This window comes from Variovorax ginsengisoli (genome assembly GCF_030486595.1).
In the GTDB taxonomy this organism is placed as follows: domain Bacteria; phylum Pseudomonadota; class Gammaproteobacteria; order Burkholderiales; family Burkholderiaceae_C; genus Variovorax; species Variovorax ginsengisoli_B.
Genome location: NZ_JAUJZH010000007.1, coordinates 275458 through 289569, shown reverse-complemented (window position 1 = coordinate 289569; position 14112 = coordinate 275458). Strand labels below are relative to the sequence as shown.

General features: G+C 67.4%; 15 protein-coding genes. 11 read left to right on the top strand and 4 right to left on the bottom strand.

Annotation, left to right across the window (positions count from 1 at the left end; genetic code table 11):
* Together QZH52_RS12720 and QZH52_RS12715 are read right to left on the bottom strand one after the other, a co-directional pair.
* The coding region (locus QZH52_RS12720) for a hypothetical protein (RefSeq protein WP_301809249.1) at window positions 1-225 on the bottom strand (225 nt) is incomplete at its 3' end.
* Between the two features lie 2 nt (window positions 226-227).
* The gene (locus tag QZH52_RS12715) at window positions 228-431 is read right to left on the bottom strand and encodes a hypothetical protein (RefSeq protein ID WP_301809247.1); all 204 of its coding nucleotides are present in this window, start codon (window positions 429-431) and stop codon (window positions 228-230) included.
* Between the two features lie 193 nt (window positions 432-624).
* Between QZH52_RS12715 and ggt the strand changes: the two genes are divergently transcribed.
* The 11 genes from ggt (at window position 625) to ntrC (ending at window position 12628) form a co-directional block, all read left to right on the top strand.
* Entirely contained in the window at window positions 625-2403 is a 1779-nt protein-coding gene (gene ggt / locus QZH52_RS12710) for a gamma-glutamyltransferase (RefSeq protein ID WP_301809245.1), read from the top strand.
* A complete protein-coding gene (locus QZH52_RS12705; protein WP_301809243.1) occupies window positions 2404-3162 on the top strand; it encodes a pseudouridine synthase in 759 nt (252 codons plus the stop codon).
* Between the two features lie 48 nt (window positions 3163-3210).
* Window positions 3211-4182 (top strand): YncE family protein, encoded by a 972-nt coding sequence (locus tag QZH52_RS12700; RefSeq protein ID WP_436411576.1) that lies wholly within the window; start codon window positions 3211-3213, stop codon window positions 4180-4182.
* A 133-nt stretch (window positions 4183-4315) separates the two neighbouring features.
* On the top strand, window positions 4316-5083 hold the full coding sequence (locus QZH52_RS12695) for a polysaccharide deacetylase family protein (RefSeq protein ID WP_301809240.1): 768 nt from the start codon (window positions 4316-4318) through the stop codon (window positions 5081-5083).
* Window positions 5084-5114: 31 nt separating this feature from the next.
* Window positions 5115-6086: a sterol desaturase family protein gene (locus QZH52_RS12690; RefSeq protein ID WP_286535600.1), complete on the top strand. Its 972-nt coding sequence runs from the start codon at window positions 5115-5117 to the stop codon at window positions 6084-6086.
* A gap of 39 nt (window positions 6087-6125) precedes the next feature.
* Window positions 6126-6998 carry an EI24 domain-containing protein gene (locus QZH52_RS12685; protein WP_301809236.1) on the top strand — a complete coding sequence of 291 codons (873 nt, stop codon included), beginning with the start codon at window positions 6126-6128 and terminating at the stop codon, window positions 6996-6998.
* On the top strand, window positions 6995-7795 hold the full coding sequence (locus QZH52_RS12680; protein WP_301809233.1) for a competence/damage-inducible protein A: 801 nt from the start codon (window positions 6995-6997) through the stop codon (window positions 7793-7795). The genes QZH52_RS12685 and QZH52_RS12680 overlap by 4 nt, the downstream gene beginning before the upstream one ends.
* A gap of 148 nt (window positions 7796-7943) precedes the next feature.
* Complete coding sequence (glnA, locus tag QZH52_RS12675; RefSeq protein ID WP_286526283.1) at window positions 7944-9359, top strand: type I glutamate--ammonia ligase; 1416 nt, start codon at window positions 7944-7946, stop codon at window positions 9357-9359.
* Window positions 9360-9500: 141 nt separating this feature from the next.
* A complete protein-coding gene (locus QZH52_RS12670) occupies window positions 9501-10013 on the top strand; it encodes a hypothetical protein (protein WP_301809229.1) in 513 nt (170 codons plus the stop codon).
* A 4-nt stretch (window positions 10014-10017) separates the two neighbouring features.
* Window positions 10018-11094, top strand: a complete 1077-nt coding sequence (gene glnL, locus QZH52_RS12665) for a nitrogen regulation protein NR(II) (RefSeq protein ID WP_301809226.1) — start codon at window positions 10018-10020, stop codon at window positions 11092-11094.
* A 22-nt stretch (window positions 11095-11116) separates the two neighbouring features.
* Window positions 11117-12628 carry a nitrogen regulation protein NR(I) gene (ntrC, locus tag QZH52_RS12660; protein WP_301809224.1) on the top strand — a complete coding sequence of 504 codons (1512 nt, stop codon included), beginning with the start codon at window positions 11117-11119 and terminating at the stop codon, window positions 12626-12628.
* 135 nt (window positions 12629-12763) lie between these two features.
* Here the strand turns inward: ntrC and QZH52_RS12655 are convergent, their stop codons facing one another.
* A complete protein-coding gene (locus QZH52_RS12655; RefSeq protein WP_301809221.1) occupies window positions 12764-13264 on the bottom strand; it encodes a hypothetical protein in 501 nt (166 codons plus the stop codon).
* The gene (gene xth / locus QZH52_RS12650) at window positions 13261-14040 is read right to left on the bottom strand and encodes an exodeoxyribonuclease III (RefSeq protein WP_301809218.1); all 780 of its coding nucleotides are present in this window, start codon (window positions 14038-14040) and stop codon (window positions 13261-13263) included. The genes QZH52_RS12655 and xth overlap by 4 nt, the downstream gene beginning before the upstream one ends.
* Between the last annotated feature and the right edge of the window lie 72 nt (window positions 14041-14112).

Genomic DNA, 14112 nt, shown 5'->3' with positions numbered 1-14112 from the left:
GAAGGCGTCAAAGACCTTGGTGATCAGGGCGACGTCGTCGGGTGTCGGGGCGGTAGGCGCAGTGGGGGCGAGCATTTCGTCCTCTGGGAGCACCTCGGCATCGAGCGCGGCCTTCTGCGCATGGCCGGCCAGCGCCGCGTAGGTGCTCTTGGAAGCCTTGGTCAGCAAAAGGCCGCGCCGGAAGAACCGGAACTTGGCGCCCACGGGCAACTCGCTGAACTGCATGGTCAGTCCCGATTCCCGACGAACGGATGGGGGCTCGGCGGCATCGCGACGACAGGATCGCCCGGCTCGGGGATGCGCTCGACCCTCTTGGAGAACGGCCAAGGCTGCCAGGCGGGGTATTTTTCGGCGGCTTCTGCGAGCGTCAAATGCTCCTCGCTGGTCTTGCCGTTGGGAGAGCGGTAGCGGTAGCGGACGATCTCGATCATGGCTGGATAAGCATACAGCCGGATCGCACGCAATTCGCACGTAACGGCCGGAAGCCGCAATTACAATGGGCCGCGCTGGGGTTCAAATCCCCCCAGCTCCACCATACAAGAAGGCGCCGCCGATGCGTTTTGCATCGGCGGCGCATCTGCGATCCAATCCCTCCACGGCACCCTGTCCCGTGCAAAGAGGCCCATGGATTCATCGAAGACGACATTGACGACCCACAGCGACGTGATTGCGCGGCGCCACTGCTGGACGAAGGCGCTGCGCTTGGGCGTGGCAGCGGCATTCACGTGGGCCGGCGCCTTTGCGCAGGCGGCCTCGCAGGCACCGGTCACGGCCGAGAACGGCATGGTCGTGAGCGCCCAAACCCTGGCGACCCAGGTGGGCGTCAATGTGCTCAAGCGCGGGGGCAACGCGTTCGACGCCGCGGTGGCGGTGGGCTACGCGCTGGCGGTGGTCTATCCGGCGGCCGGAAATCTCGGCGGCGGCGGATTCATGACGGCGCAGCTAGCCGACGGCCGCAAGACCTTCCTGGATTTCCGCGAGAAGGCGCCGCTGGCCGCAACGCCCGACATGTACCTCGACAAGTCCGGCAACCTGATTCCGGGCCTCAGCACCCGGGGCCACCTCGCGGTCGGTGTGCCCGGCACGGTCGCCGGCCTCGAGCGGGCCCGCGAGCAGTACGGCACCATGAAGCGCAGCGCGCTGGTCGCGCCGGCGATCGCGCTGGCCGAACGCGGCTTCGCGCTGCAGCAGGGCGACATCGACATGCTGGCGACCGCCACCGCCGATTTCAGCAGCGATCCGGCGTCGGCGGCGGTGTTCCTGAACAAGGGCGAAGCCTTCGCCGTGGGCCAGAAGCTGGTCCAGAAAGACCTGGCGAAGACCTTGAAGGCGATCAGCCGCCACGGGGTCGACGGCTTCTACAAGGGGCCCGTGGGCAACGCGATCGTGGCCTCGAACCAGGCCGGGGGCGGGCTGATCACGCAGGCCGACCTCGACCAGTACAAGGCGCGCGAACTGCTTCCGATCGAGTGCAGCTACCGCGGCTATCGCGTCATCTCGGCGCCGCCGCCGAGTTCGGGCGGCGTGGTGCTCTGCGAGATGCTGAACATCCTCGAGGGCTACCCGCTGAAGTCGCTGGGCTTCCGGTCGGCCCAGGGCGTGCACTACCAGATCGAGGCCATGCGCCATGCCTACGTCGACCGCAACAGCCAGCTGGGCGACCCGGACTTCGTGAAGAACCCGGTCGAGCGCCTGATCGACAAGCGCTATGCCGACAAGATCCGCAGCACCATCGATCCGGCGCGCGCCGGCGTGTCCAAGGACCTGCGCAACGGGGTCGCGCCGCACGAAGGCAGCAACACCACGCACTATTCGATCCTCGACCAGTGGGGCAATGCGGTGTCGGTGACCTACACCCTCAACGACTGGTTCGGCGCCAAGGTCATGGCGGCAGGCACCGGCGTGCTGCTCAACAACGAGATGGACGACTTCACGTCGAAGTCGGGCGAACCCAACATGTACGGGCTGATCCAGGGCGAGGCCAACGCGATCGCGCCTGCCAAGCGGCCCCTGAGCTCGATGAGCCCGACCATCGTCTCGCGGGACGGGCGGCCGGTGCTGGTGGTCGGCACGCCGGGCGGCAGCCGCATCATCACGACGGTGCTCCACAGCATCCTGAACCTGGTCGACTACGGCATGGACGTACAGGAAGCCGTTGACGCGCCGCGCTTTCACCAGCAGTGGATGCCGGACGTGACCAACGTCGAGCCTTTCGCACTGTCGCCGGACACCCGCAAGATCCTGGTCGACATGGGCCACGAATTCGGCGAGGCCCAGCCCGCCAACCACCTGGCGGCGATCCTGGTCGGCGCGCCCACGCTGGGGGGCCGGCCGGTGGGCGCCAACCGCTTCTATGGCGCCAACGATCCGCGCCGCAACACCGGCCTTGCGCTCGGCTACTGAATGCATATCGAAGAAATTCTCTACACCCAGGGCTTCGGCACCCGGCGCGTGTGCGCCGGCCTGGTCCAGCAGGGCTTCGTCACGATCGACGGCGCCCCGGTCGCCGATCCCGGGGCGGACCTGGCCACCGAAGGCCTGCACTTCACGGTCCAGGGCACTGCCTGGGCGTACCACGAGAAGGCCTACCTGATGCTGCACAAGCCGGCCGGCACCGAATGCTCCCAGAAGCCGTCGACCTACCCGAGCATCTACACGCTGCTGCCTTCGCCGCTGCGGCTGCGGCCGAACAAGGGGGCCGTGCAGGGCGTGCAGGCGATCGGTCGCCTCGACCAGGACACCACGGGCCTGCTGCTGCTGACCGACGACGGCCAGTTCATCCATCGGATGGGGTCTCCGAAGCACCATGTGCCGAAGGTCTACGAGGTCACGACCAAGCATCCGGTCGACCCGGGCCAGATCGACCGGCTGCTGGCTGGCGTGGTGCTCGACGACGACCCGAAGCCGGTCCGGGCCGCCGCCTGCGAGGCCACCGGCCCGCTGCAGCTGAGCCTGACCTTGACCGAAGGCAAGTACCACCAGGTCAAACGCATGCTGGCGGCGGTCGGCAACCGGGTCGAGGCGCTGCATCGCTCGCGCATCGGGCAACTGGCGCTGCCGGACGACCTGGCGCCCGGCCAGTGGCGCTGGCTTGACGCGGATCAAGTCGAAGGCCTGCGCAGCGCGCGCGGCGGTCAGCCAACGGTGGGTGTGGGTCGTTAAGATAGCCAGTCTTCGTCCGGAACTCCTCCCTTGCGCTCCATTTCCTACCTGACGGGCCGTTTCGCGGCCTTTTTGTTTGTCTGCGCGTCGGTGTCTTCCCAGGCCGCCGAACCCCCGCCGGTCTTCGTGCTCAACTCCCTCGACGCCACCGTCAGCGTGATCGAGCCCACCGGCTGGACCGAGAAGACGCGCATCCCGACCGGCAAGGAGCCTCACCACCTCTACCTCGCGCCCGATGAGCATTCGCTGATCGTGGCCAACTCGGCCGGTGACTCGCTGACCTTCCTCGATCCGCGCACGGCCGAGGTGCAGCGCGTGGTCTACGGGATCATCGACCCGTACCACCTGCGCTTCTCGCCCGACATGAAGTGGTTCGTCACTGCGGGCAACCGCCTGAACCACGTCGACGTCTACCGCTGGGACGGCAAGGAGCCCAAGCTGGTCAAGCGCATCCCGACCGGCAAGACGCCCAGCCACATCTGGATCGACGGCAAGAGCACCACGGCCTATGTCTCGATGCAGGACAGCGACGAACTGATCGCGGTCGACCTGGCGACGCAGACCATCCGCTGGCGCACCGCGACCGGCCCGATGCCGGCAGACATCTTCGGCATCCACGACGGCAAGACGCTGCTGGTGGGCCTGACCGGCAGCGATGGCGTGCAGGTGTTCGACGTCGCGGGCGCCCAGCCCAAGCTGGTCGGCAAGATCCCGACCGGCAAGGGCGCCCATGCCTTCCGCGCCGCCGGCGACGGCGGCCGCAGCGTGTTCGTCAGCAACCGGGTGGCCAACACCATCAGCCGCATCGACCTCGCGACGCTGCAGGTGACCGACACCTACCCGGTGCCCGGCGGACCCGACTGCATGGACGTCTCGGCCGACGGCAAGACGCTCTACGTGACCTCGCGCTGGGCCAAGAAGCTCAGCGTGGTCGACCTGGCGAGCCGCAAGGTGGTGCGGCAGGTGAACGTCGGCCGGTCGCCGCACGGGGTATGGACGCTCGACCATGCCAAGTCCTGAATGGCCCCCACGCTCCCCCACTGCGTGTGGGTCGCTGCCCCCCGAGGGGGAGTCAGCAGGCCGCCAGTCTGCGCGAAGCGCGGACTTCGCCGCGCTGGCGGCCCGGCGCCGGCCTAGGCTTGCCGCCGGAACATTGCTGCTGGCGGCCTGCGCGGCCGTCTCGGGCCAGGCGCTGGCCCAGGCCTGCGCCAAGCCGGTCTACCTGACCTTCGATACCGGCCACATGGGCATTGCGCCGCTGGTGGCCGAGGTGCTCAAGCGGCAGGACGTCCGCGTGACCTTCTTCGCCGCCGCCGAGCGCACCCAGACCGACGGCGACAGCCTCGACAACCATTGGGCGCCGTGGTGGAAGGCGAGGGCGGCCGAGGGCCACGAGTTCGCCTCCCACACCTACGACCATGCCTACTGGCGCGGCGACATCAAGGGCGTCGAGCCGCGCTTCCGGATCCGCCCGACGGCCGGCGCCCTCGCCGGCCGCGAGTTCACCTGGAGCGCCGCCGAATACTGCGCCAATGTCGCCAAGTCCTCCGAGCGGCTGCAGCTCATCACGGGCAAGAAGCCGCTGCCGCTGTTCCGCGCGCCGGGCGGCAAGACCTCGCCCAAGCTGCTGGCGGCCGCCAAGGCCTGCGGCTTCGAGCACGTGGCCTGGGCGCCGGCCGGCTTCCTGGGCGACGAACTGCCGAGCGAGACCTACAGCAACGCGCAGCTGCTGGCCCAGGCGCTCGACAAGATCCAGCCCGGCGACATCCTGCTCGCGCACCTGGGCATCTGGTCGCGCAAGGACCCGTGGGCGCCGGCCGACCTCGAGCCGCTGATCGTCGGCCTCAAGGCCCGCGGCTTCTGTTTCGAGACGCTGCGCCAGCATCCGGCCTACCGCGCCTGGATCGCGGCCCATTCCTGAACCTTCGGTCGTTCCCGCGGATCGCACGCAGATGGATTGGCTCACCGACCTCTTCTCGTCCTTGCAGCAATGGCTGTTCGAGGCCGCCGTCCAGCCGCTGGTCTATGCCATCGGCCTGGGCGGCTGGGTCGAGGATGCCTTCGACGCCACCGGCTGGCTGCTGGTCGGCCTGATCCAGATCGCGGTGCTGGTCGCGGTCATCGGGCCGCTGCAGCGCTGGCGGCCGGCCGAGCCGGTGGTCGACCGGCGCGCGATCCGCACCGACATCCTCTACACGCTGATCCACCGGCTCGGGCTGTTCCGGCTGGCCATGTTCTTCGCCGTGCAGCCGCTGTTCGACGACCTGCTGGGGGCGGCGCGCGCGGCCGGCTGGGGCAGCATGCACCTGGACGAACTCTGGCCCGGCGTGACCGACGTGCCCTGGATCGCGTTCGCGATCTACCTGGTCGTGCTGGACTTCGTCGAGTACCTGATCCACCGCGGCCAGCATCGCTTCCGCTGGTGGTGGGCGCTGCATTCGCTGCACCACTCGCAGCGCCAGATGACGATGTGGAGCGACAACCGCAACCACCTGCTCGACGACCTGATCCACGACGCGATCATCGTCCTCGTGGCGCAGCTGATCGGCGTCGCGCCGGGGCAGTTCATCGCGATCGTCGCTTTCACCCAGCTCAGCGAGAGCCTGCAGCATGCCAACCTGCGCCTCGGCTTCGGCGCCATCGGCGAGCGCCTGTGGATCAGCCCGCGCTTCCATCGGGTGCACCACGCGATCGGCATCGGGCACGAGTCCCAGGGACCGAAGACCTTGGGAGGCCACAATTTCGGCGTGCTGCTGCCCTGGTGGGACATGCTCTTTCGGAGCGTCAACTTCGAAGACCGCTACGACGCCACCGGCATCCGCGACCAGGTCGAGCCCGATGCGAGTGGCCGGGTGCGCGACTACGGGCGCGGCTTCTGGGCCCAGCAATGGCTCGGGCTGCGGCGCCTGGTCGGCAGGGATTGAGGCGCCGCGGTCACCCGCTGGCGTTATCCTCGGCACCCGATGCGTCTTCTCCTCGATTCCTTCTGGCGCGCGGTCGCCTACTGCCTGCACCCGCGGGTGATCGTGCAGTCGCTGCTGCCGCTCGGCCTGATGATCGCGCTGGCGACGGTGCTCGGCTATTTCTACTGGGACGCCGCGGTGGCCTGGACCCGCTCGGCGCTCGATGCCTGGCCCCTGCTGGCCGGCTTCTGGGGCTGGATTGGCCGCTTCTTCTCCGGCGACGTCACGGCCGCGCTGGCGCCGCTGGTGGTGGTCTTCGCCGCCACGCCGCTGATCGTCGTGGTGTCGCTGCTGATCGTGGCCGGCATCATGGCGCCGGCGCTCACCCGGCTGGTGGCCGAGCGGCGCTTCGCCAGCCTGGAGCAGAAGAAGGGCGCCTCTTTCTTCGGCAGCATGGCCCGTTCGATCGGCCTCACGGTGCTGGCGCTGTTGGCGCTGGTGGTGTCGATGCCGCTGTGGCTGATTCCGCCGCTGGTGCTGATCCTTCCGCCGTTGATCTGGGGCTGGCTGACCTACCGCGTGATGAGCTTCGACGCGCTGGCCGAGCACGCCAGCCCCGAGGAGCGCGACACGCTGCTGCGCACCCACCGCCTGCCGCTGCTGGGCATCGGCGTGCTGTGCGGCTACCTCGGCGCGGCGCCGAGCATCGTCTGGGCTTCAGGCCTCTTGTTCGCCGCCGCCTTCTTCGTGCTGGCGCCGCTGGCCATCTGGATCTATACCCTTGTGTTCGCCTTCTCGGCGCTGTGGTTCGCCCACTATTGCCTCGATGCGCTGGCCCAGTTGCGGGCGCAGCGTGCCGCGGCCGCCGTTTCTTCTTCCGCGGTCGAAGTGCTGGATGCCAGCGCGGCCGCGAGCCAATGGAGTGCCCCATGAGCCGTTCTTTCGGTCTGATCGTCGTCGGCGACGAAATCCTGTCCGGCAAGCGCATCGACAAGCACATGCCCAAGGTCATCGAGCTGCTGGCCGAGCGCGGTCTCGAACTCGGCTGGGCCGAATACGTGGGCGACGTGCCGGTGCGCATCACGGCCGCGCTGGGCCGGGCCTTCGCGTCGGGCGACATCGTGTTCTCGACCGGCGGCATCGGCGCCACGCCCGACGACCACACGCGCCAGTGCGCGGCGGCCGCCCTGGGCGTGCCGCTGGCGCTGCATCCCGAAGCCGAGGCACTGATCCGCGAGCGCATGCAGGACACGGCGCGCGAGCAGGGCACGGTCTACGAGCCCGACCGCCCGGACAACGTCCACCGCCTGAACATGGGCGTGTTCCCGCTCGGCGCCAAGATCATTCCGAACACCTACAACAAGATCCCCGGCTTCAGCGTCGGCGACGTCCACTTCGTGCCCGGCTTCCCGGTGATGGCCTGGCCGATGATCGAATCGGTGCTCGACGGCCGCTACGCCGGCCTGTTCGCGCGCGGCCGCGCCGGCGAAAAATCGGTGATCGTCTACGGCGCCATGGAGGCGACCCTGACGCCGCTCATGCAGGCGGTCGAGCGCGACCATCCCGGCATCAAGGTGTTCAGCCTGCCGAGCGTCGACCACCCGCAGCACGGACGCCACATCGAACTCGGCGTCAAGGGCGATGCGAGCCGGGTCGAAGCCGCCTACGGCCAGCTGCTGGCCGGTCTGCACGGCTTTGATGCGCGGCTTGGCCCCGAAATGGTGCGTTGACGCACCACGCACCAATTTGGTTACAACTTGCCTTGTTTTGGGGGTTGCCCGGGGCGCCGAGGCGCTCCCGGCCGCTGTGACAATGGCATAGAAACTGCATCCTGAATTCCCGTACTTCCAACCCCCTGTCCATACCAAGGAGAACCTGATGGCCAAGACCGTCGCCGACGTACTCAAACTCGTGAAGGAAAACGAGGTCAAGTTCGTCGATTTCCGCTTCACCGACACCCGCGGCAAAGAGCAGCACGTGACCGTGCCCGTTTCCGCGTTCGATGAAGACAAGTTCACTTCGGGCCACGCATTCGATGGCTCCTCGATCGCCGGTTGGAAGGGCATCGAAGCGTCGGACATGCAGCTCATGCCCGATCCGAACACGGCCAACATCGATCCGTTCTTCGAAGAAACGACGATGATCCTGACCTGCGACGTGGTCGATCCGTCGGACGGCAAGCCCTACGAACGCGACCCGCGCTCGCTGGCCAAGCGCGCCGAAGCCTACATGAAGGCCTCGGGCCTCGGCGACACCGCCTTCTTCGGACCGGAACCCGAATTCTTCGTCTTCGACGGCGTGCGCTGGTCGAACGACATGTCCGGCTGCTTCGTGAAGATCGAGTCCGAAGAAGCCGCCTGGAACACCGGCAAGGAATTCGAGCACGGCAACACCGGCCACCGGCCCGCGGTCAAGGGCGGCTACTTCCCGGTGCCCCCGGTCGACAGCTTCCAGGACATGCGCTCCGAGATGTGCCTGGTGCTCGAATCGCTGGGCATCCCGGTCGAAGTGCATCACCATGAAGTGGCCAACGCCGGCCAGATGGAGCTCGGCACCAAGTTCAGCACGCTGATCCAGCGCGCCGACTGGGTCCAACTGCAGAAGTACGTGATCCACAATGTGGCCCACGCCTACGGCAAGACCGCCACCTTCATGCCGAAGCCGATCGTCGGCGACAACGGCTCGGGCATGCACGTGCACCAGTCGGTCTGGAAGGACGGCAAGAACCTGTTTGCAGGCGACGGCTACGCCGGCCTGAGCGACTTCGCGCTGCACTACATCGGCGGCATCATCAAGCACGCCCGCGCGCTGAACGCCATCACGAACCCCGGCACCAACAGCTACAAGCGCCTGGTGCCCGGCTTCGAAGCCCCGGTCAAGCTGGCCTATTCGGCCAAGAACCGCTCGGCCTCGATCCGCATCCCGTTCGTGGCGAACCCGAAGGGCCGCCGCGTCGAAGCCCGCTTCCCGGACCCGCTGATGAACCCGTACCTGGGCTTCGCGGCGCTGCTGATGGCCGGCCTCGACGGCGTCGAGAACAAGATCCATCCGGGCGAAGCCGCCAGCAAGGACCTGTACCACCTGCCGCCGGAAGAAGACGCGCTGATCCCGACCGTCTGCCACAGCCTCGACCAGGCGCTCGAGTACCTCGACAAGGACCGTGCCTTCCTGACCAAGGGCGGCGTGTTCACCGACTCGTACATCGATGCCTACATCGACCTCAAGATGCAGGAAGTGACGCGCTTCCGCATGGCGACGCACCCGGTCGAGTTCGACATGTATTATTCTTTGTGATTCGTGATCAGCTCGGGCTTGCGCCGGAGCGTTAAAAAAGGACGGCTGCGGCCGTCCTTTTTGTTTGGGCGGGAACATCCGGGTCGGATCTGTTTCGAATTGCATGAAAATGCCGACTTGCGGCGCACTACACCCAAGACCATGAAGACTCTCTCCGTTCTCCTGCTGACCGCCGTGGCGGCGGCCGGCGTGCCTTTGCAGGCCCAGGCGCAGCAAGAGCGCGTCTGGCGCTGCGGCAACGAATACACCAACAACGCAACCGTCGCGCAGCAGCGCGGCTGCAAGATCATGGAAGGCGGCAACCTGACCATCGTGCAGGGCACGCGGCCGGTCGCTTCGGCCGCGCCGGCTGCCGGCGGGACCGCGGTGCGCTCGCCGGCCGGCAGTCCGCGGGTCGAAGGCACCGACCAGCGCGCACGAGACGGCGAGGCCCGCTCGGTGCTCGAGGCCGAACTGCGCAAGGCTCAGGAGCGGCAGACCCAGCTGCTCAGGGACTACAACAACGGCGAGCCCGAGAAGCAGGGCAGCGAGAGCAAGAACTACCAGAAGTATCTCGACCGCGTGGCCGAGATGAAGGCCGAGATCGCCCGCAACGAGAGCGACATCGCCGGCCTTCAACGCGAGATCGGCCGCCTGCCCGCGGTCAATCGCTGACCGGATGGCCTTTGGTAAATCGGCTGGACCGGGCAAGCGCTTCCAGGCCTTCGACCTGCTGTCGACGCTGATCGCGGTGGTGCGGGTCGACGGCTCGGTGCTGTTCGCGAACTCGGGCCTCGAGGACGCGCTCGGCACCTCGCGCCGCACGCTCGAGGGCTCGCAGTTCGGGGCCTGCTTCCAGGAACCGCAGGTGCTGCGCACCGCCATCGACGGCGCCCGCAGCAACGACTTCGCGACGCTGCGCTACGAGGCCTTGCTGCGCCGTGTCAACCACGAACTGATGCCGGTGCTGGTGACGCTGGCCCAGAGCGACAAGGCGGGCGAGCTGATCATCGAGATGTCGCCGCTCGAGCAGCAGGCGCGGCAGGACCGCGAGGAGCGGCTGCTCGACCAGGCGCAGGCCAACAAGGAGCTGATCCGCAATCTCGCGCACGAGATCAAGAATCCGCTCGGCGGCATTCGCGGCGCCGCGCAACTGCTGCAGATGGAGGTCGAGTCGCGCGACCTGATCGAGTACACGCAGGTCATCATCCACGAGGCCGACCGACTGCAGACGCTGGTCGACCGGCTGCTGGCGCCGCATCGCCGGCCGCACGTGGTGGGCGACGTCAACATCCACGAGGTCTGCGAGCGGGTGCGTTCGGTGATCCTGGCGGAGTTTCCGCGCGATCTCCACATCGAGCGCGACTTCGACGTCTCGATCCCGGAGTTTCGCGGCGATCGCGAGCAGCTGATCCAGGCCACGCTCAACATCGTCCACAACGCCGCCCAGGCCCTCGCCGAGCGGCGTGCAGCGGGCGATGCGCAGATCATTTTCAAGACCCGCATCGCGCGTCAGGTTATCTTCAACAAACAGTGGTATCGACTGGCATTGGAATTGCATGTCATCGACAACGGACCGGGCGTGCCGGACGCGATCAAGGACCGCATTTTTTACCCGCTGGTGTCGGGCAGGGATGGCGGGACAGGCTTGGGATTGACGCTTGCGCAAACTTTTGTGCAACAGCATCACGGCGTGATCGAGTGCGACAGCGTCCCGGGACGGACCGATTTCAAGATACTGATACCGCTGCCCTAGCAGCCAAGCAACAAGGAGCTGCATGAAGCCGATCTGGATAGTGGATGATGATCAATCAATCCGCTTCGTGCTGGAAAAAGCGCTGCTGCGCGAAGACCTGCCGACCCGTAGCTTCACCAATCCGCGCGAGGTTCTTGCCGCCCTCGACGCGGCGGCCGACGACGAGACCCAGGGTCCCCAGGTCCTGGTCAGCGACATCCGCATGCCCGGCGGCTCGGGGCTCGATCTGCTCGACAAGATCAAGGCCAAGCATCCCGGCCTGCCGGTGATCATCATGACGGCATTCTCCGACCTCGACAGCGCCGTCTCGGCCTTCCAGGGCGGTGCCTTCGAATACCTGCCGAAGCCTTTCGACCTGCCGCGCGCGGTCGAACTGATCCGCCGCGCGGTCGACGAAAGCCAGCGCGAGGAAGTGGCCGAGGAGCGCATGGCGGCCGCGCCCGAGATGCTCGGGCAGGCGCCGGCGATGCAGGACGTGTTCCGTGCCATCGGCCGGCTGTCGCAAAGCAATGTCACGGTGCTGATCACCGGCGAGTCGGGCTCGGGCAAGGAACTCGTGGCGCGCGCGCTGCACAAGCATTCGCCGCGCGCGAACGGCCCGTTCGTCGCCATCAACACGGCCGCGATCCCGAAGGACCTGCTCGAGAGCGAGCTGTTCGGCCACGAGCGCGGAGCCTTCACCGGCGCCCAGACCATGCGCCGCGGCCGCTTCGAACAGGCCGAGGGCGGAACGCTGTTCCTCGACGAGATCGGCGACATGCCCTTCGACCTGCAGACGCGCCTGCTGCGCGTCCTGAGCGATGGGCACTTCTACCGCGTCGGCGGCCACAACTCGGTCAAGGCCAACGTGCGCGTCATTGCGGCGACCCACCAGGACCTCGAGCAGCGCGTGAAGCTCGGCGGCTTCCGCGAAGACCTGTTCCACCGGCTCAACGTCATCCGGCTGCGGCTGCCGGCGCTGCGCGAGCGCGGCGAGGACGTGCCGGCGCTGACGCGGCATTTCCTGCAGCAGAGCGCCAAGCAGCTCGGCGTCGAGCCGAAGCGCATCTCCGATGCGGCGCTGGCGCAGCTGGCGACCTTCGGTTTTCCAGGCAACGTTCGCCAGCTCGAGAACATCTGCCACTGGCTGACCGTGATGGCGCCGGCGCAGTTGATCGAGGCCAAGGACCTGCCGCCCGAAGTGATGGCGATCGCCCCGGCCGCGGAGCCGCATGCGGTCCCCGCGCCAATGGGGGCCGAGCGCGAACCGCTTGCGATGCCCGCGGCGACGGCCGTTGCGTCGCCTTCCGCGGCGAATGTGCCGGCGGCGGCAGCGGCTTCGCCGGCGTGGGAGAGCGGCCTCGAACTCGAAGCCCAGAGCATGCTGGCGGCGGGCCGCACCGATGTCTGGGATGCGCTGTCGCGCCGCTTCGAGTCGCGGCTGATCCTGACGGCGCTGGCCAGTACGAGGGGCCGCCGCATCGAGGCGGCCCAGAAGCTCGGCATCGGCCGCAACACCATCACTCGCAAGATCCAGGAACTGGGGCTCGAATGAAAGTGGCCGGGCTTCGTCCGGTGCGTTGATGCGGGTGCTGCCAACATCAGGGATACCGCGGAACCGGCTTGGCCGGGCCGCCGGTATCGCCCCCCGAGGGGGAGGCGCCGCAGGCGCTTCGGGGGTGAGCTTTATCTAGCGGTTGCGCTGGCCCAGGGTCAGGGTGTCGAGCTGGAACTGGCCGCTCTTGTCCCACAGCCAGGTGTCGACATAGGTGTGGGCGCCGATCTTGCCCGGGCTGGGCAACGGCGACGCGCCCTTGATCAGCTCGGCGATCATGCCGCTCACCTCGGGCGCGTGGCTGGGCGTGCGGGAGAAGTGAACGCCTTTGACGCGGCCTTCGGCATCGACGTCGGTCTCGGTCACCACAACGGCATAGACCAGCGGCGGAATCTTGCCCTTGTAGATGCGCTGCGGGTATTTCTTGTAGATGGCTGCCGCGCCGACCTTGCGGTAGGCCTTCACGGCCGGTGTCTGGGCCGTGATCAGTCGCCCGGGGGAGGCCTCGGTCGAGGATGCTGCTGCATCGGGCGCTGCGTCCGGCGCGGCGGCGGTCGTCGCGGCCGGCTTCAACGCGCTGCAGCCCGAAAGGCCGAGCAGCAGGGCGAGCATGGCGAGCGCGAGCGGGTTCTTCATGGGGCCAGCTCCATGATCACCGGCGCGTGGTCGCTGGGCTTTTCCCATTTGCGCGGCACGCGATCGATCACGCAGCTCTTGACGCGTGGCACCAGCGGCTGGCTGACCAGAACATGGTCGATGCGCAGCCCGCGGTTCTTCTGGTAGCCGAGCATGCGGTAGTCCCACCAGGAGTAGCTCTTGGGCGGCTGCTCGAAGAGCCGGAAGCTGTCCGCCAGGCCGAGCTGCAGCAGGGCGTTGAAATGCGCGCGCTCCTGGGGCGTGTGGTGGATCGTCCCGGCGAGGCCGACCGGGTCGTAGCTGTCGCGGTCTTCGGGGGCGACGTTGAAATCGCCGAGCAGGACCAGGTTCGGATGGGCCGCCAGCTCCTGGCGCAGCCAGTCGTGCAGGCCGTCGAGCCACTTCATCTTGTAGACGAACTTCTCGCTGTCGGGCGCCTGGCCGTTGACGAAGTAGCCATTGACGATGCGCAGCGCGCCGGCCGGCGTGTCGACCGTGCCACTGATGACACGCGAATGATCGTCGGCGAAGCCGCCGATGTTCTTCAGGACGTCGCGAACCGGCGCGCGGCTCAGGATCGCGACCCCGTTGTAGGTTTTCTGGCCGAACACAGCCGAATCGTAGCCAGCGTCCTTGAGCGCCTCAAGCGGAAACTTGTCGTCGCTCATCTTGAGTTCCTGCAGGCAGAGGACATCGACCGGATTGGCGGCCAGCCAGTCGAGCACATGCTGCAGGCGGGCGGTGAGGGAATTGACGTTCCAGGTGGCCAGCTTCATTGCAAGTTGTTGAAATCCGTGGGGTTCAGGTCGAGGGTTCGGAAGACTATACCCGCCTGGTTGCGTGGCACT